Below are 16,786 nucleotides of genomic sequence, written 5' to 3'. Positions count from 1 at the left end.
ACACCCGCTATTGAGTTGATTGCTCAGGCGTTTACACGTTATTTACCTGCGATAACAATAAAATTAGCTCCGCCTTATTCTTGATCTTCAACTGGCGGTAAGATGCAGACCGCAGCGCTTGCACCGTAGATGCAGCGTAACCGACATCCTCCGCAATGGCCTTTGTCGTTGCCCCCTCTGCCGTCATCAGCAAAATTTGCGACTGAACATCAGAAAGGGAGCGCGACGTAAGCAGGGCCAGCCGGCGCACGCGGGCCGTTTCGGTGGACCCGTTCGCCCGGTACTCCAAGACGGCCTTCTCGTCCTCAACCGAGCGGGCGAGCGCGATGTGCGTAACGAACATGGGCACAGACCAGCAAACAATCACCGTTGCCACGACGACATTGACAGCCGAACTTTGCCCCAACAACGACGCGAGGAACAACGGCTCGAAAACCGTCAGATCCTGCACCATATTGAGCAAGACAGCCCAAACAGGAGCCGTCGCCCCGAAGCAAAGCATCCATATCCCAAGCATTTTGCGCTGCGGACAGCTTCGCATCACTATATATGTGAGCAGCACCCCCGTCAGCACCGCAAGTCCATGGATTCGCCCCCTAGCGACCGCATAGATTAAGGCAACCATGCCCATTGACACCAACGGCACGATAGCCCGAGCATGGGCATGCACCTTAAACGGACGCAGCCCAACAGCGAGCGAAGCCGTAGACGCCACGCCGCAAAACAGGACCGGCACAGCCATCAACGGAACGCGTATGCACATCAATGCCGCGATATAGATAAAAGACCATTCCACAGCAGATAGCACCGCCCATACGTACGGGCTTCCGAGCCAAATCGCTTCACCCGCTCTATCCAGCGCAGCGCCACGATTCGCTTTTCCACCCGCGTAGCGTAGCGACAGAAGCAGTCCGAGACCCAATGCGTAGCTTAAGAGGGAAAAGGCGACAGCCCGCGAAACACCGGACCCCCAATCGCTATCCGCCATTACCAAGGGCCCCGCCGCAAGGAGGATAAAGAATAATGTGAGCAGGTATCGAAACAGCCGGCGCGTTCGAGCTGATGCCACTATATCGTCAGCATGCCGCTGCGGTAGCTCATGCCCTACAGTATCGCCCTCACCCGCAAACAGCGCCACGAGCTCGCGTGAGCCCGCAACCGACGCCTTCCCGTATGCTCGGTGAAGCGTTGTTCTCACCGTCGATGGCTTCGTATCCGTCTCCTTGGCAATTTCCGCCGGCGTTTTCCCTTTGAGCAGCAGTCGAACAAACTGCTCTTCTCTAGGCGACAGGGCAGGGGAAAACACCCCCGCATCGAATGTGTCGGACGCACAGGCGATATCCGAATTGTTGTCCCGTTTCCCCCTTAGCAACATGCATACGAAGGCAGCAGCGATAACGGACCCCATCGCCAGCAATGCAATGACCACGGCATCGCTTGCGAAGTATGCCGCCTCAACAGCCGGAATAAGACCAATAGGAACTGCTACGAGCGCAGAACAGGCAAACACGTCGCGCCGCCCATGGCCAAAGGCACGAGGGCGGCAAAACGGCGGGGCCACAGTCAATGCGAGATAGACCAACGGAATTAAAAGCGCAAGGCCAATTGACGCGGCCGTTACAGGGGGCATCCCCCATGGCTCGGGAACGACTCTCCATGAAACTCGACAGCAAAACAGCAGGCAAGACATGACGGCTATTGTTTCTGTAAAAATCGCGTCCTGCGGGTGACGAGTTTCCCTTTCGTCAGTCCGTGTCGACCTCTGCGTCAAAGGAGAGTCCGCCGTGCCCCAAATAACATATGAGAGAAGCAGCGACCCAGCAAAGCACGAGACACACGAAACGCCATGTAACAACCAAATCGGTGCAAACACGATTGGAATAGAGTCTCCGCGAGCATAGAAAGCCAGGTCGGCCCATTCGGGAACCGTTGCAATAACACCAAGGAAAACACCGATGGCACCGAGATGCCTCGGCCTTCTCATTCCCCCCTTGCATAGCGCAGCACCATGAACAAACGCCGCGAGGCATGCGCCCAGGATAACGAGCCAGGTCATTGCACCTGACGCTAGGCCGATTGAAGATGAAAACCGGTGATAAGGGGTGACCGCCATTACGACAAGCGCAATGGCGCAGGCAAATGTAGCAGAACGGCGGGAAAAGAGCATACGGCCTCCATAGCGTGTCATTATATCGCTCGAGCCGCTCGTTTATCTCTGTTCTCACACCAGCCAGCATCAATGATTCAGGCGAACTCCAATCCGCGCCAGATCACGGTCCGGCTTTTGTTCGCAGTCCCCACATCAAAGCGGGATGCGGTTTCCTTTTGGACGCCGGTTCGGAAAGCGCATCCCGTTCCAGGGCAATATTCTGGGATGCAGTTTCCGCAGCCCACCCCATTTGGAAAGCGCATCCCATAATTTGGCTGAAAACTGAGATGCGCTTTCCAAACGAGCCGAAACGGGCCGAATCGATCGGGCCACCTCGCATCCCGCTATCCTCGCCATCTGCCCGAGCGTGCTACACTAGCAGCATCTATGCCACCGCGAACGGCTCGGCCCCGCGCCCGCCGCTCGCAAACGAACTTTAAACGCACGAGGGTTGGCCATGCCGCTTTTCTCGCAACATACCGCCCGGTTCTCGCCGGACGTTCCTTTGGAGGGCACCAGCTCTCGCGAGCTGCTCAAGCGGTACCAGCCGCTCGAGACACTTGCGACCGGCGGTTTTGGCTCCATCGAGATCTGCCGCGACACGCACCTGCGCCGCCGCGTCGCCATTAAACGCATCCCCCTTATCAACGGTGCCGGCATGCCCGCTAGCGACATCATGGATGTCCTGCGCGAGGCGCACACTGCCGCCATGCTTCAACATCCCAACATCGTGCAGGTCATCGACTTTACGCACGACACAGCCTATGCCTACCTGGTTATGGAATATGTCGATGGCATGTCGCTGGCCGAGTTTTTGCACCGCGCGGACGGCCACTCACTTACCTTTGACGAGGCCGCGGCCATTGCCGATGCCCTGGGCCAGGCGCTCACCTTCGCCCACAGTAATGGCGTACTCCACCTGGACATTAAGCCCGCCAACGTGCTCATCGACCACTCGGGCAATGTAAAGCTCACCGACTTTGGCATGGCGCGGCTGTCGTCCGCCGGTGGCTTTGGCGGCTCACGCGGCGGCACCATCGGCTACATGCCGCCCGAGCAGCTCGATATCGAGACCGGCACGGTCGACGAGCGCGCCGATGTCTTTGCCCTCGCCTGTGTGATCTACGAGGGCCTGTGCGGCAGCGCTCCTTTTATGGCGGCCACGCCCGCCGACTCGCTCGGCCGCATCATCGGCGGCGCCACCTATCCCAGCGAGCTGATACCACACTTTCCCCCGGGAGCCGAGGCCGCGCTCATGAGCGCGCTCTCCCCCATGCCGCAGGACCGCCCCAACAGCATCGAGGCATTTTGCGACCAGCTCCTTGCCGGTCTGGGCAGCGTGCGCGAAGGCCGTCGCAGCCTGGAGCAAATGGTTGGCGAACTTTCGGATGACGAGCAGGAGCTCGACGATATCGAGCCGTCGCACTACGAGGACGACACCATCGAAGTCGACCCCGCACTCGGCTGGGCAGGCACGCGCTGGAGCCATGCGCGCGACTACGCCATGCACGCTATCTCGGCGCTAACGTGCGGCGCCTTTAGCTTTTTGCTGATGCAGACGGCCGGCGTCGCGGCGCTTCCCGGCCTGGTCATTGCGGCTATCGCGATCGGAGCGGCGGCCGGCCTGGCCCCCCAGATCGGCTCGGCCATCTCGGCTGTGGGCTTTTTGGTGCTCATGGCCAACGCCACCATGCAGGCGCAGGGCATCCTGTCGATGTTGCCCGTCGCGGCGATCTTTGCCGCCGCCATGTCCGGTTGGTGGATCGCCTGGGGTCGCACCGAGGCTGCCGCGAGCGCCGCGCTCACCTGTGCACTCGCGCTTGGCTGTCTGACTGGCAACACCTTCCTGGCAGCTGGGGTCGCCGCCGGCGTCGCGTCATTTTGGCTTGGCCCGGCAAGCGCCGCCGCGGCAACGGGCATGGGCGTGCTTTTTGCCCGTCTGGCCACGGTCGCGCTTTCAGCCGGAGGCGTGCTGGGGCTCGGTAACGTTGCCGCAGCGCTGGGAGACCCGCTCCTTTGGGCTGCCTTTGTGCTGGTCGCGGCAACTGCCGCAGCGTCATCCGCGCTGCTCAATGCCCATGCCAAGCGTGCCGATCAGGGCTCAAACCTTGCCGCAATCGCTGCCATCGCTGTCACCGGCATCGGCTGCGCAGCGGCGTCCTGTCTTGCACACCATATGGAAATTGCCGGCCTTGCAGCCGCGGTCGTCGCCAAGGCGGCGGTTGCGGGAACCCTATCCTCTATAATCGTTGGGATATGCCTATATTTGCTCGGATACCAAAGAACCTATACGGAGAGTGATCTTTCGTGAACTTCCTGAACATCTTCGAGGACCACGTGGCCGGCATCTTCGGTGCCACCCGTGCCCCGTTCTCCTTTAAGAAGCTTGCCAAGCAGGCCGCTCGCGACATGGAGGATCAGACTCTGGTGATTAATGGCGTCAACACGGCGCCGGCACTCTATACCATCCTTATCGCCGCCGACGACGATCCCATGCTCGCCCCGTTCTACCCCGAGCTTTCGCGCGAGGTCCGCGAGTTTGTGAAGGCGCAGGCCGAAAAGCGCCGCTATGTCTTTGTCGGCGAGCCCCTCGTGCGCTTTATGATCGATCCGCAGCTGCGCGCCGGCAAGTTCTCGGTCTTTGCCGAGAACGTCGATGCCCCCACGCTCGGTCGCCTGTACGAGGAAGAGCGCGCCTATCAAAACGGCCTGGGCCAGAACAACTCCGCGGCAAGCCGTGCCGCCAGCGCCCCGCGCGCCGGCCAGCAGCAGTTTGCTGCCCCGCAGCAGCAGCGCCCCGCCGCCATGCCCCAGCAGCAGCCGACGCCTCGCGCCGCCGCTCCCGACCCGCTTGCCGTGGCAGATCCCTTCGCGCCTAGCGTCCCCGACCCCGCCGCTCCTATCCCGGTGCCGCAGACCGTCTCGCGCGACGCGCTTGCCGGCATGGGCGGAGCCGCCGCGACCGGTGCCGCCGTGGGCCTAGGCGCCGCAGCCGGTATCGCCTCCAACATGGCGAGCACTCGCGCCCCGCAGCGCCCGCTCGCCCAGCTCGTCGACGTCGTGAGCGGCGAGAGCCATAGCATCACCTCCGCACAGGTGACCATCGGTCGCGAGCGCTCAGTTTCCGACATTGCCCTGCGCGACCCCAACGTGTCGCGCCGCCACGCCCAGCTCACCTTTACGGGCTCGGATTGGTCGATCGAGGACCTCAATTCCACCAACGGCACGCTCGTCAACAACCGCCGCATTACGCGCTGCCCGCTGCGCAACGGCGATCTGCTGACGTTTGGCCTGAGTACCTTTGAATTTAGGGGATAGTCGCTTATGAACATCGATATCGTCCTTTTTGCAGGCCGCATCGTCCTGGTCGCCCTGCTCTATATCTTCCTGTTCGCCGTCATGAAGACCGGCGTGGGACTCGTGCGCGGGCAGCGCCGCGACTCGGCTATCTGGACGATCGATGTGGACAAGGGCCCGCGCGGTATCCGCGGCATCCACGTAGACATGCTCGGCCCCGTCATCGTCGGTCGCTCTCCGTCTTCGGACATCTGCATCAACGAACCGTTCGTCTCGGCCTCGCATGCGCGCTTTTCGCTGCAGGGCCCGGCGCTCATCATCGAGGACCTCAACTCGCTTAACGGCACGCTCGTCAACGGCCGCCAGCTCGTGGAGCCCGCGACGCTGCGTGAGGGCGACGAAGTCCAGATTGGCGACGTGGTCATGAAGGTGAACCGTCGATGATCGACGAGGAGAACAAGTCCGCAACTATGACCGAGGCACCGGCCGCCGCCACAGCTGCGCCGGCCCACGCCGCTCCGGCGGGCTCCGCACCCGTGGAGCCCGAGGACACCGTGTTCTCCCTGCCTCTTTCGCAAGTAACGCATGATATTTCGGATCTCGCCGATAACGAGGACGAAGAGGATGCCGTAGCGGCGCCCATCGGCGCACATGCTGCGGAACAGCCCACAGCGCCCGAAGCAACCCCGGCGCCGGCTCACTTTGCAGAGCCCGTCGCCGCGGCAATCAACGAGAGCGCTGCGGTGTTTGCGGCACCCGAGCCCGCCGCGCCGGCGTTTCCCATAGCCCCGGCATCCGAGGTTGCGCCCGCGTCTACGCCGGCGCCCGAGCCTATAGACGTCAGCCCGCAAGATGACGAGCCGACCGCCCGCGTTTCCGAGGAGCCCGACTCCCCGGACACCGGCGATTCCGAATCAAACGCCGAGACCGACACCGTCTCTCCCGGTGACACAGCCGAAATCGACGTTGCCGCCGTTGAGGCCAAGCTCAAAGACCCCGGGTCGACCATGAGCTTTGAGCCCCTGACCGAGGAGCGCATCGAGACCGACTCGACCTATGATGCCGGCACCACCACGCAACTCATGTGGGGCGCCCGCTCCGACGTTGGCTGCGTGCGCCCGCACAATGAGGATTCCTACCTGGTGCAGTCGCCGCTCTTTTGCGTATGCGACGGCATGGGTGGTCACGCTGCCGGCGAGGTGGCCTCTTCCATCGCCGTTGAGACTATTGCCAAGACGGCCCCGCAGTCCGCCGACGCCGCACGCCTGGCGGCAGCCGTCGAGGCCGCTAACGCCGCCGTAATCGAGGCCGCCTTGAATGGCCTGGGCAAGCCCGGCATGGGCTGCACAGCCACTTGCGCCTATATCGAAAACGATACGCTCGCCATCGCCCACGTGGGCGACTCGCGCGCCTACCTGCTCCACGAGGGCACGCTCATCCGCGTGACCCGCGACCACTCCTATGTGGAAGAACTCGTGGACGCCGGCGAGATTACGGCAGACGAGGCTCGCGTCCACCCCAACCGTTCGGTCATCACCCGTGCGCTGGGCTCGGACCCCGCCATGTATGCCGACCACTTCACTCTGCATATCGAGGAAGGCGACCGCCTGATCCTGTGCTCTGACGGCCTTTCGAGCATGATTCCCGATAGCGATATCGAGAACATCGCCACGCAGTCCTCAACCGCGCAAATCTGCGTCGACAACCTAGTGGACGCTGCGCTTGCCGCCGGCGGCCACGACAACGTGACCGTAGTAGTCGTTGACCTGGTTGACGATGGCGTTATGCGCGAGGCGCAGCGCGTGCGTCGCCGCAACATTACTATCGCCGCCATTCTGGCCCTCGTCTTTGTGCTGGCAGCTGGCATCTGGGCCTACACGGGTGTCACCGGCTCGTACTACCTGGGTACCTACCAGGGCAATGTCGCCGTCTGGCGCGGCCTGCCCGGCAAGCCGCTCGGACTCAAGCTCCACTGGCTCGAAAGCGAAACCAGCATCAAGCTATCCGACCTGCCCGAAGACACGCAAAACCGCCTCAAGGCGGGCATTCCGCAAACAAGTGTCGACGATGCGCAGGACACGATATCCAAGTACCGCCACCAGATCGACGAGGAGCAGACCCGCCAGGTGATTGACGCGCAGACGATTCGCGACAACACCAATCAGGGATCGACCTCCGAATCAGATTCCGAGAAAACCGCCGAACAGTCCGCCGAGGCCGAAGCCTCCGATAAGAATTAGAAAGGGAGTGCCGCTTATGAGTCGCCGCAACACCGAGCTGCTCTTGCTCATCGCCTCGGCGTTCCCCGTCATCCTGCTGTATGCGATGTACGTGCTCACCGCGGGCGCCGCCATCTCCTTTGAGACGCTCGCCGTGCCGATCGGCCTCTTTGCCGCCTTCGCCGCGGCACATATCGCCGTGCGCATCTTGGCGCCCGGCGCCGACCCCGCCATCCTACCCATCGTATTTATACTTTCGGGCATCGGCATCACGTTCGTGACACGCCTCGCCCCCGCTCTCGCCATCTCACAGCTCATCATCCTGTTTGTCTCGGTGGCCCTGATGGTGGGAACGCTCGCACTGGTCAAAAACCTCGACGTGGTCATGCGCTACAAGTACACCTTTGGCATCATCGGCATCATCCTGCTGATGCTGCCCATCTTTATCGGCACCACGATCTCGGGCTCCAAGCTGTGGATTCGCATCGCGGGCTTTACCATCCAGCCTGGCGAGTTCGCCAAGGTCTTTATCGTGCTGTTCCTGGCTGGGTACCTGGCCGAGAACCGCGAGCTGCTCTCCATCTCCAACCGCAAGATCCTGGGCTTTAAGATCCCTCGCCTGCGACTGCTGCTGCCGCTGTTTGCCGTGTGGGGTGTGTGCCTGCTCGTCGTCGTCTTCGAACGCGACCTGGGTTCGGCCGTGCTGTTCTACACCATCTTCTTGCTGATGCTCTACGTTGCCACGGGGCGCTTTTCGTATGTCGTTATCGGCCTTGCGCTCTTAGCCGTTGGAGCTGTGGGCGCCTACAAGTTCCTGTCTCACGTTCAGGTGCGTTTCCAGGTTTGGGTCGATCCGTTTAAGGACGCCCAGGGCCAGGGCTACCAGATCGTCCAGTCGCTCTTCTCGCTTGCCGATGGCGGTCTGGTCGGTGTTGGTATCGGCAACGGCATGGCCAACAACATCCCTGTCGTCGAGTCCGACTTTATCTTCTCGGCCATCGGCGAGGAGATGGGCCTTTTGGGCGGCGGCGCCGTGCTCATCCTGTTTATGCTCTTTGCCGTGCGTGGCCTCACCACGGCTGCCCGCGCCAAATCCGACCTCGCCGCCTTTAGCGCCACGGGCCTTACGGCCGCCATCAGCTTCCAGGCCTTTTTGATCGTGGGCGGCGTTACCCGCCTGATCCCGCTGACCGGCGTCACCCTGCCCTTTATGAGCCAGGGCGGTTCCTCGCTGCTGGCAAGCTTTATCATCGTCGCGCTCCTGCTGCGCGCCGGTGACGAAGCGACCGGACGCGAGGCCGAGCTTACCGGCACCGGCACCATGACCGCCATCACCGATGATCAGGTCGCATCCGCCGCCGCCCCGACGGGCACGCGCTTTGCCACCTCGTCTTCCTACGGCAGCGGCAGCCATTCCGTCGGCTCGCGCATGCGCCGTCGCCTGCTCGACACGCCTGAATCCGGTGTGCTCGGCCGCGTTGCGCTCGCCAACCGTCTAACCCGTGCGGTGCTCGCCTTTACGGCGCTGTTCGCCATCCTTATCGGCAACCTCACCTATGTCCAGGTCATCAAGGCCAAGGACTATCAGGATATGCCGACCAACAACCACACTATCGCCCGCTCCAAGTACATCCAGCGCGGTTCCATCATCACGTCCGACGGCGTGACGCTGGCCGAGTCGCTGCAGCAGGAGGACGGCACCTACGTACGCTCCTACCCCAACGGCAACCTGGCAGCGCACGTGGTTGGCTACGTGAGCCAGCAGTATGGCACCACCGCCATCGAGAGTGTCATGAACGACACGCTCACCGGCTCTAAGGATTACTCCAGCTGGAACAACGCCATCGCGTCGCTCGCGGGCCAGACCCAGCCGGGCAACACCGCCAAGCTCACCATCGACTCGCGTATCCAGACGGCGGCCGAGCAGGCGCTCAAGGGCTTTAAGGGCGCTGTAGTGGTCATCGACCCGCGTACCGGTGCGGTGCTCGCATGCGCCAGCTCGCCCACCTATGACAACACCAACATCGACGCCCTGCTGCAGGCGGGCGGCGGCGAGGACGGCTCCATGTACAATCGCGCCATGGACGCGCTGTACACGCCGGGCTCCACGTTTAAGGTCGTTACGCTTTCCGCGGCACTCGAGACCGGCACCGCCAGCCTTACCAGCACCTACCAGGCGCCCGGCTCCATGGACATCGGCAACGCGCCGGTCACCAACTATGCCAACGAGAGCTACGGCACCATCAGCCTGCAGCAGGCCTTTGCCGTGTCTTCCAACGTCGTCTTTGGCCAGGTGGCAAACGAAGTTGGCGCAAACACGCTCGTGCAGTTTGCCAACGCCTTTGGCTACGGCCAAAAGCTCGGCCAAGACCTGACCTCCGCGGCCTCCATCATGGCCGACCCGTCGCTCATGACCGAGTGGGAGACCGCCTGGGCCGGCGCCGGCCAGCCTGTCGGCATGGACCACACGCCCGGGCCGCAGACCACCGTCATGCAAAACGCCGTGATTGCCGCCGCCATCGCTAACAGTGGCGTGGTCATGGACCCGTACTTTGTAGCCCAGGTACTCGCCCCGGACGGAACTGTGGTCAAGACCACGCAGTCCCGCTCGCTGGGTCAGGCCGTCAGCTCCGCCACGGCCGACCAGGTCAAGCAGGCCATGCTCGCCGTCGTCCAGTCCGGTACCGGCACCGATGCCCAGGTCCCCGGCGTCAAGGTCGCCGGCAAGACCGGCTCGGCCGAGACCGGCGGCACCAACGTCAACTCGATGTTCGTTGGCTTTGCACCTTACGATTCACCCACGGTCGCCATCTCGGTGGCCTTGGAGGATTACGACAAACACGACGTCAAGGCGGCCAAGATTGCCGGCATCGTCCTGACCGCGGCGCTCGCCGCACAGGGAGCGTGATGCCCATGATCGAATCGGACACCCGAGGCGCGCCGCGGCCGAAGAGTTAGCGGCAACGCGCCACACGGCCCCAGCGGCCACATCGTAGGTACTACACACATCGTTGAGCGAATAGTTATGTTAGGAGCAGGAATGGAACAGAGGGTCCTCGGGGGAAGATACCTCCTCAAGGATAAGGTGGGAACAGGCGGCATGGCGACCGTCTACCGTGCACAGGACCAGGTCCTCGACCGCACGGTAGCCGTCAAGATCATGCTGCCGCAGTATGCTGGCGACGCAACCTTCGCCGCACGCTTTAAGCAGGAGGCCCAGGCAGCAGCCGGTCTCTCCTCCCCCTATATCGTGGGCGTCTACGATTGGGGCAAGGACGGCGACACCTATTACATCGTCATGGAGTACCTGCGCGGCACCGACCTTAAGAGCGGCATCAAGAGCCACGGCGCCCTCGACCCCAAGAAGGTCGCCCAGATCGGCTCGCAGATCAGCTCCGCGCTTTCGGTCGCCCACAAGCACGAGATCATCCACCGCGACATCAAGCCGCAGAACATCATGGTGCTGCCCGACGGCAACATCAAGGTGATGGACTTTGGCATCGCGCGCGCCAAGAACAGCCACCTCACGCAAGACAACAACGTGCTGGGAACCGCCCACTACGTCAGCCCCGAGCAGACCCGCGGTCAGGACCTCGGCCCCACCTCGGATATCTACTCGCTGGGCGTCGTGATGTACGAGTGCGCCACCGGCCGCGTCCCCTTTGACGGTGACGACGCTATTTCGGTCGCACTCAAGCAGGTCAACGAGCTGCCTATTCCGCCGAGCCAGATCAACTCCGGTGTCGACGCCGACCTTGAGCGCATCATCCTCAAGTGCATGGAGAAGGACCCGGCAAACCGCTTCCAGACCGCTGACGAGCTGCGTCAGGTGCTCAACAGCTACCTGTCCGGTCGTGCCGTCAACATCTCGGAGCCCACGCGCATCATCGGTGCCCCCGGTGAGCTGGGCGCCACCAAGACTCGCGAGCTTTCCGACCAGACGCGCGCCATGGTGCGTCCCGTCTCGGGCGTGAGCGGCCAGAATACCGCCCGTAGCTCAGTTTCGGGCTCCACCGGCTCCTACGAGGTCGAAAAGCCCAAGTCCAACAAGAACAAGATTATCGCCGCCGTGGTGGCAGCCGTTGCCGTCATCGGCATCGTGGTGGCCTTTGCCACAGGACTCTTTGGCGGCGAACAGGTCACCGTGCCCGACGTGCTGGGCAAGGACCAGCAGACTGCCGTCGAGCTGATCAAGGAGGAAGGCCTTGAGGTCGGCACCATCGACCAGAGCTATAACGACGATGTCGACGAGGGCAAGGTTGCCGAGCAGACCCCCAACGGCAACACCAAGAAGCCCAAAGGCACCAAGGTGAACCTGGTGATCTCCAAGGGCCCCAAGCCCTCCGAGAAGGTTGAGGTTCCCCAGCTTGTCGGTCTAACCAAGGACCAGGCAGAGGCGGCACTGGCAAGCGTTGGCCTAAAGGGCAACGCCACCGAGGAGGCCAACGAGGCCGACGAAGGCCAGGTCTTTGAGCAGGGCACCGACGCCGGCAAGGAAGTCGAGAAGGGCACGACCATCTCGTACAAGGTCTCGAGTGGCCCGGATACCACGTCCGTCCCCGACCTGACCGACATGACCGAGGCCCAGGCGCGCAACGCCCTCGATATGACAGGCTTTGGCGTCGACGTGAACTACCAGGAGAACGACTCGGTTACCGAGGGCACCGTGATCAGCTGGAACCCCAGCGGCAAGCAGAAGCCCGGTGCCACGATTACCGTCGTCATTGCCAAGAAGTCCGGCAAGGCCACCGTCCCGGGCAACCTGTACGGCAAGAGCATTTCCGCCGCCGTCACCGCGCTCAACAACGCCGGCTTCTACAACATCGCGTTCTGCGATCAGAACGGCAACCCCGTGAGTGGCAACGAAAACGCCACCGTCACGGGCGTCTCCCCCACCGGCAAACAGTCCACCGACAGCACGATTACGCTGACGGTTGCACTTTCTGGCTCGGGTTCGGGTTCAGGCACGAGCACGGGCGACGATTCCGGTACGACCAACTAGTCGCAACCCAACCGCTCATTACGGCTCTCGCCGCAAACATATTCGCTCACAGGCGCCCGCTTGCTCCCCCAGCAAGCGGGCGCTTCGTTTTTGACATGGCATGAACCAGAAGAGCCCGGCACCGTGGCGGTGTACCGGGCTCGACAAATCTCTGGTGCCCCCGGGCGGATTCGAAAACTCCCCCCGCGGGGAAATTGGTGACGCGGGTGTCGACGGTCCTAATCCGTCGGCAGCTCCCACAAACCAGAAACGGCGCCGCTCTCGCGACGCCGTTATAATCTTCTGGTGCCCCCGGGCGGATTCGAACCGTCGACACCCGCTTTAGGAGAGCGGTGCTCTATCCCCTGAGCTACGGAGGCATGCTGTACTAGTGTAGCAGATTTACGCCGCTGTAATGCAGCGTATACCCACTCTTCGAAGTTGCGGTGGAACAGCCCTCCGGAAAGTGCGTCCCACTATCCAGGCAAATTCAGGGTCAGACTTTCCCCATGAGACCTCGCCGGGAAACTGTGTCCCAGAATTTCGGCTCGAAACGGGACACGGTTTCCCAAACGGGCCCGTTCCGGAAACTTCATCCCGCAATCGGCACTCGAACTGGGATGCACTTTCCCGATCGAGCCACATGGGAGACTGCGCCCCACTTTGAGGGGGCGCTCTTTAATGACTAGTTGCCTTTGTGGAAAAGGTTTTTGATAACGGAGGGGATGCTCTTGGCGCCCTTGGCCGTCACATCGATAAAGTCGGGCGAACGAACGAGCTTGTCCTCGTTAATGTACTTACGCACCGCGCGTAGCGTTTCCTTGTCATTGCGCGTCGAAAACGTAAAGTGACCGTTCTCTTTGGTAAAGATCGCAAAACGCGTGATCTTCTTGGTGCCGCGCAAAACCTCGGCGGCGATATAGTCGACCTCGTCCCACGGGATCTGAATAAAGTCCTCGGGATTGCGCTCGTTATAGTACTCAAACGCCTTATTCCCCACCATTACGTTGCCGTGACTGGTAAGCCCCATCAGGCAGGTTGCCGGCGTTGCCAGATCGACCGTGCTGTTTTGAGATTGCGCCATACGCGCCTCGCCCTCCAATAAAAACAATCGGACCGCATCCAGTGTACCCACCGGGTGCGGTCCGTTTCAATGGCTCAAAAGCCCTTGCCTAGCAACTCTCGGTCTTAAGCCGAAGCGTGCTTACATGAAGCCGCAGACGCGACCGATGATGCCGACGGCGAAGAGAGCCAGGATGATGACGATCGGGCTGACCTTCTTCTTGAGGAGCTTGCAGACCAGAAGGGTCAAGCACACGGCGGCAAGGCCGGGGATGAGCTGATCGAGGTTGGCCTGAAGCGTGGTGACCTTCACCGGGTCGAGTGCGGTGGCACCGACAGAGCTGTACATCGACAGCGCCTGCTTGATGCCCTCAGAACCGGCGGGCAGGTTGGCCCAGTCGATATAGGCGCCAGCAGACTGCGTGACCTTGGAGACGACCGGGGTGAAGGAGATGGACACCCAGCGCTCGACCAGGGCGCCGATGATGAACATACCCAGGATGGAAGCACCCTCGGTGACCTTGCCCATCAGACCGCCGGAGAGGTCCTTGGCGATGGAGGAGCCGACCTTGTAGCCAAACTCCTGCGTGTACCACAGGAAGGCGTAACGGATGATGTTCCACGCGAAGAAGAACAGCAGCGGACCGGCGATGCTGCCGGACAGGGCCAGGGAAGCGCCCAGTGCGCCCAGAATCGGGCGAAGGGTGAACCAGAAGGCGGGGTCGCCGACGCCGGCGAGCGGGCCCATCATACCGACCTTGACGCCCTGAATGGCGACGTCGTCAATCGGAGCACCGTTGGCGCGCTCCTCCTCGAGGGCGAGGGTAACGCCAATGACGGGGGCGGAAACATAGGGGTGGGTGTTATAGAACTCCAGGTGGCGCTTAAGAGCGGCAATCTGGTCATCCTTGCTGGTGTAGAGCTTCTTGATCGCAGGGATCATTGCGAAGCACCAGCCGCCGTTCTGCATACGCTCGTAGTTCCACGAGCCCTGAAGGAACTGATGACGGAAGCAAACCTTCTTACGGTCAGCCTTGGTGAGCTGAATCTTGTTCTCTGCCATATGTATCACTCCCCTCCTACTCGTAATCGTTCAGAATGTCGCCGAGCGGGTCACCGGAGCCACCGCCCATGCCGCCACCCTGCTTGGCCAGATCCTTAAGGCCAAGGTAGATGAGGGCAAGGGAGATGCCGATGAGGCCAAGGGCGATCAGCGTGAGCTGAGGGATGGCAGCAAGGACAAAGCCGAGGATGAAGAACGGCCAGGTCTCCTTGGTGGCCATCATGTTGATGACCATGGCGTAACCGACGGAAGCGACCATGCCGCCGCCGACAGCCATGCCGCCGGACAGCCAGTCGGGCATAGCGTTAAGCGCGTTGGTAACGGCCTCGGCCGGGATGATGCACAGAAGTACTGCCGGGATGGCGATACGAACACCCTGCATGAGGATGCCGGCGTACTGCCAACGCTCGATGCCGGCGAAGTCGCCCTTCTCGGCGCAGGCGTCCATGCCGTGAACCATAGCGGTAGCCAGGGTACGGCAGATCATGGTCAGGAACAGACCAGCGACCGACAGCGGGACGGCGACGGCGATGGCGGCGGTAACGGCCTTGGCCGAATCGGTGGCGCCACCGTTGAGGGCGAGCACCATGATGATCGAAGAAGCGACCGAGGCCAGAGCGGCGTCAGGCGCGACGGCGGCGCCGACGTTAGCCCAGCCAAGGGCCATCATCTGGAGCGAACCGCCCAGGAGGATGCCCTCCTGAAGGTGACCGGTTACGAGACCGATAAGCGTGCATGCCACGAGCGGCTGATGGAACTGGAACTCATCCAGAATGCCTTCCATACCGGCAAGCAACGCGACAATCGCAACAAGCAGAATAGTGATTGCAGACATGTATCGGACCCTCCTTTACTATGCTTGAGCGGCCAGTTCGGCCTTAGCTTTCTTCAACATGGCGTCGAGATCCTCGGAGGAATCCGAAGGAACCTTGCGGACCTCGAACTTGACGCCCTTGGCCTTGAGAGCCTCGATGGTCTTGACATCGTCATCGCCCATGGCGACAGCGTTGGTGACGACGACCTTGCCCTTGGAGTGGGCCATGGAACCGATGTTGGCTTCCTTGATGTCGACGCCGGCCTCGATGGCCCTGAGCAGATCCTGCGGGTTCTCGAAGAGCAGCATGGCCTTGGTGTCGCCAAAGCGCGTGTCCTTGACGACCTCGGCCATCTTCTTGATGGGCACGACGTTGGCATGGACTCCCGGAGGGGCAGCCTGCTCAATCATGGTCTTGCGGAGCTCGTCGTGAGCAACGCCGTCGGAGACCACGATAATGCGGTTGGGGTTGATCTGCTTGGTCCACGTGGTGGCCACCTGACCATGCAGCAGACGGGTGTCGATACGGACGTGGGCGATCTTGATGTGCCCGTCGCCGATCACCGTTCCCGGAGGGATGGCGCCTGCAGGAGCAGCGGCGGCCGCAGCCGGCTTCTTCTCCTCGGGCTCCAGAGACTCGGGCTTGACACGCACGCCAGCCTTAGCCTCAGTCACGAGATGTTTTGCGATCGCATGTGCAGTGTTCTTTGCGTCAAAGCGCTGCGAATATGCCTCGATGAGCATAGGCAGGTTGACACCGGTGACGATAGCCCAGGAATCGTGGCCCTCGATGAGCCCGCTGATCTGGTTGAACGGCGTGCCGCCCCACAGATCAACGAGGAAGAGCACCTGCTCCTGGTCCTCGAAGGAAGCGATTGCTTCCTCGACCTTGGCACGGAAGTCGTCGGGGCCCATGCTCGGCTCGAGCGAGACCACGGCTACAGACGGCTGATCGCCAAAGACCATCGAGCCCGTCTGCTTGATTCCAGCCGCCAAGTCACCATGGCTAGCAAGAACAATACTTACCATCACATAACCTCCTTTTTGTCTACGTAATTCCTACACGACAGTTATGGAGTATAGCTGCAAATACAGCAGAATTGTTTGAAAAACTGCAAAAGGTAGCATTATTTGTTTAAACGTCTTGTTTTGTTACAAGCTGATTACATTCCAGTATTTTGGCTGATTTGCTGCTGAGGAT

General features: G+C 61.7%; 11 protein-coding genes and 1 tRNA gene. 6 read left to right on the top strand and 6 right to left on the bottom strand.

Annotation, left to right across the window (positions count from 1 at the left end):
* Positions 1-31 precede the first annotated feature (31 nt).
* Positions 32-2,167 (bottom strand): LuxR C-terminal-related transcriptional regulator, encoded by a 2,136-nt coding sequence (locus DWZ15_RS05250; protein ID WP_158572498.1) that lies wholly within the window; start codon positions 2,165-2,167, stop codon positions 32-34.
* A gap of 439 nt (positions 2,168-2,606) precedes the next feature.
* On the opposite strand from DWZ15_RS05250, the gene DWZ15_RS05245 reads away from it, so the two are divergent.
* The 6 genes from DWZ15_RS05245 to pknB all read left to right on the top strand — a co-directional run bounded on the left by DWZ15_RS05245 (position 2,607) and on the right by pknB (position 12,667).
* Positions 2,607-4,460, top strand: a complete 1,854-nt coding sequence (locus tag DWZ15_RS05245; protein ID WP_118449788.1) for a serine/threonine-protein kinase — start codon at positions 2,607-2,609, stop codon at positions 4,458-4,460.
* Positions 4,457-5,467: an FhaA domain-containing protein gene (locus DWZ15_RS05240; RefSeq protein ID WP_070097545.1), complete on the top strand. Its 1,011-nt coding sequence runs from the start codon at positions 4,457-4,459 to the stop codon at positions 5,465-5,467. The genes DWZ15_RS05245 and DWZ15_RS05240 overlap by 4 nt, the downstream gene beginning before the upstream one ends.
* A gap of 6 nt (positions 5,468-5,473) precedes the next feature.
* Positions 5,474-5,890: an FHA domain-containing protein gene (locus DWZ15_RS05235; protein ID WP_006235180.1), complete on the top strand. Its 417-nt coding sequence runs from the start codon at positions 5,474-5,476 to the stop codon at positions 5,888-5,890.
* On the top strand, positions 5,887-7,686 hold the full coding sequence (locus tag DWZ15_RS05230) for a Stp1/IreP family PP2C-type Ser/Thr phosphatase (protein ID WP_118449786.1): 1,800 nt from the start codon (positions 5,887-5,889) through the stop codon (positions 7,684-7,686). The genes DWZ15_RS05235 and DWZ15_RS05230 overlap by 4 nt, the downstream gene beginning before the upstream one ends.
* Positions 7,687-7,702: 16 nt before the next feature.
* Positions 7,703-10,573 carry an FtsW/RodA/SpoVE family cell cycle protein gene (locus tag DWZ15_RS05225; protein ID WP_117820982.1) on the top strand — a complete coding sequence of 957 codons (2,871 nt, stop codon included), beginning with the start codon at positions 7,703-7,705 and terminating at the stop codon, positions 10,571-10,573.
* A gap of 132 nt (positions 10,574-10,705) precedes the next feature.
* Positions 10,706-12,667: a Stk1 family PASTA domain-containing Ser/Thr kinase gene (pknB, locus tag DWZ15_RS05220; protein WP_118449784.1), complete on the top strand. Its 1,962-nt coding sequence runs from the start codon at positions 10,706-10,708 to the stop codon at positions 12,665-12,667.
* 283 nt (positions 12,668-12,950) lie between these two features.
* Here pknB and DWZ15_RS05215 read toward each other — a convergent pair.
* From DWZ15_RS05215 to DWZ15_RS05195, 5 genes are all read right to left on the bottom strand, one after another.
* Positions 12,951-13,026: transfer RNA gene (locus DWZ15_RS05215), tRNA-Arg, on the bottom strand.
* Positions 13,027-13,331: 305 nt separating this feature from the next.
* Positions 13,332-13,730 (bottom strand): DUF956 family protein, encoded by a 399-nt coding sequence (locus tag DWZ15_RS05210; RefSeq protein ID WP_118449782.1) that lies wholly within the window; start codon positions 13,728-13,730, stop codon positions 13,332-13,334.
* Positions 13,731-13,850: 120 nt separating this feature from the next.
* Complete coding sequence (locus DWZ15_RS05205) at positions 13,851-14,771, bottom strand: PTS system mannose/fructose/sorbose family transporter subunit IID (protein ID WP_117633812.1); 921 nt, start codon at positions 14,769-14,771, stop codon at positions 13,851-13,853.
* Between the two features lie 16 nt (positions 14,772-14,787).
* Positions 14,788-15,606 (bottom strand): PTS mannose/fructose/sorbose transporter subunit IIC, encoded by an 819-nt coding sequence (locus DWZ15_RS05200; protein ID WP_089573274.1) that lies wholly within the window; start codon positions 15,604-15,606, stop codon positions 14,788-14,790.
* A gap of 18 nt (positions 15,607-15,624) precedes the next feature.
* Entirely contained in the window at positions 15,625-16,614 is a 990-nt protein-coding gene (locus DWZ15_RS05195) for a PTS sugar transporter subunit IIB (RefSeq protein WP_089573275.1), read from the bottom strand.
* Positions 16,615-16,786 lie beyond the last annotated feature (172 nt).

It is taken from the genome of Collinsella sp. AF29-7AC, from assembly GCF_003475665.1.
Lineage (GTDB): Bacteria > Actinomycetota > Coriobacteriia > Coriobacteriales > Coriobacteriaceae > Collinsella.
The sequence above is the reverse complement of the archived record's forward strand: the minus strand, read 5'-3'. Positions and strand labels throughout refer to the sequence as shown.

Excerpts from the sequence above, each read along its gene's own strand:
- DWZ15_RS05250 (WP_158572498.1), bottom strand. The coding sequence starts at position 2,167 with ATGCTCTTTTCCCGCCGTTCTGCTACATTTGCCTGCGCCATTGCGCTT.
- DWZ15_RS05245 (WP_118449788.1), top strand. The coding sequence starts at position 2,607 with ATGCCGCTTTTCTCGCAACATACCGCCCGGTTCTCGCCGGACGTTCCT.
- DWZ15_RS05235 (WP_006235180.1), top strand. The coding sequence starts at position 5,474 with ATGAACATCGATATCGTCCTTTTTGCAGGCCGCATCGTCCTGGTCGCC.
- DWZ15_RS05230 (WP_118449786.1), top strand. The coding sequence starts at position 5,887 with ATGATCGACGAGGAGAACAAGTCCGCAACTATGACCGAGGCACCGGCC.
- DWZ15_RS05225 (WP_117820982.1), top strand. The coding sequence starts at position 7,703 with ATGAGTCGCCGCAACACCGAGCTGCTCTTGCTCATCGCCTCGGCGTTC.
- pknB (WP_118449784.1), top strand. The coding sequence starts at position 10,706 with ATGGAACAGAGGGTCCTCGGGGGAAGATACCTCCTCAAGGATAAGGTG.
- DWZ15_RS05210 (WP_118449782.1), bottom strand. The coding sequence starts at position 13,730 with ATGGCGCAATCTCAAAACAGCACGGTCGATCTGGCAACGCCGGCAACC.
- DWZ15_RS05205 (WP_117633812.1), bottom strand. The coding sequence starts at position 14,771 with ATGGCAGAGAACAAGATTCAGCTCACCAAGGCTGACCGTAAGAAGGTT.
- DWZ15_RS05200 (WP_089573274.1), bottom strand. The coding sequence starts at position 15,606 with ATGTCTGCAATCACTATTCTGCTTGTTGCGATTGTCGCGTTGCTTGCC.
- DWZ15_RS05195 (WP_089573275.1), bottom strand. The coding sequence starts at position 16,614 with ATGGTAAGTATTGTTCTTGCTAGCCATGGTGACTTGGCGGCTGGAATC.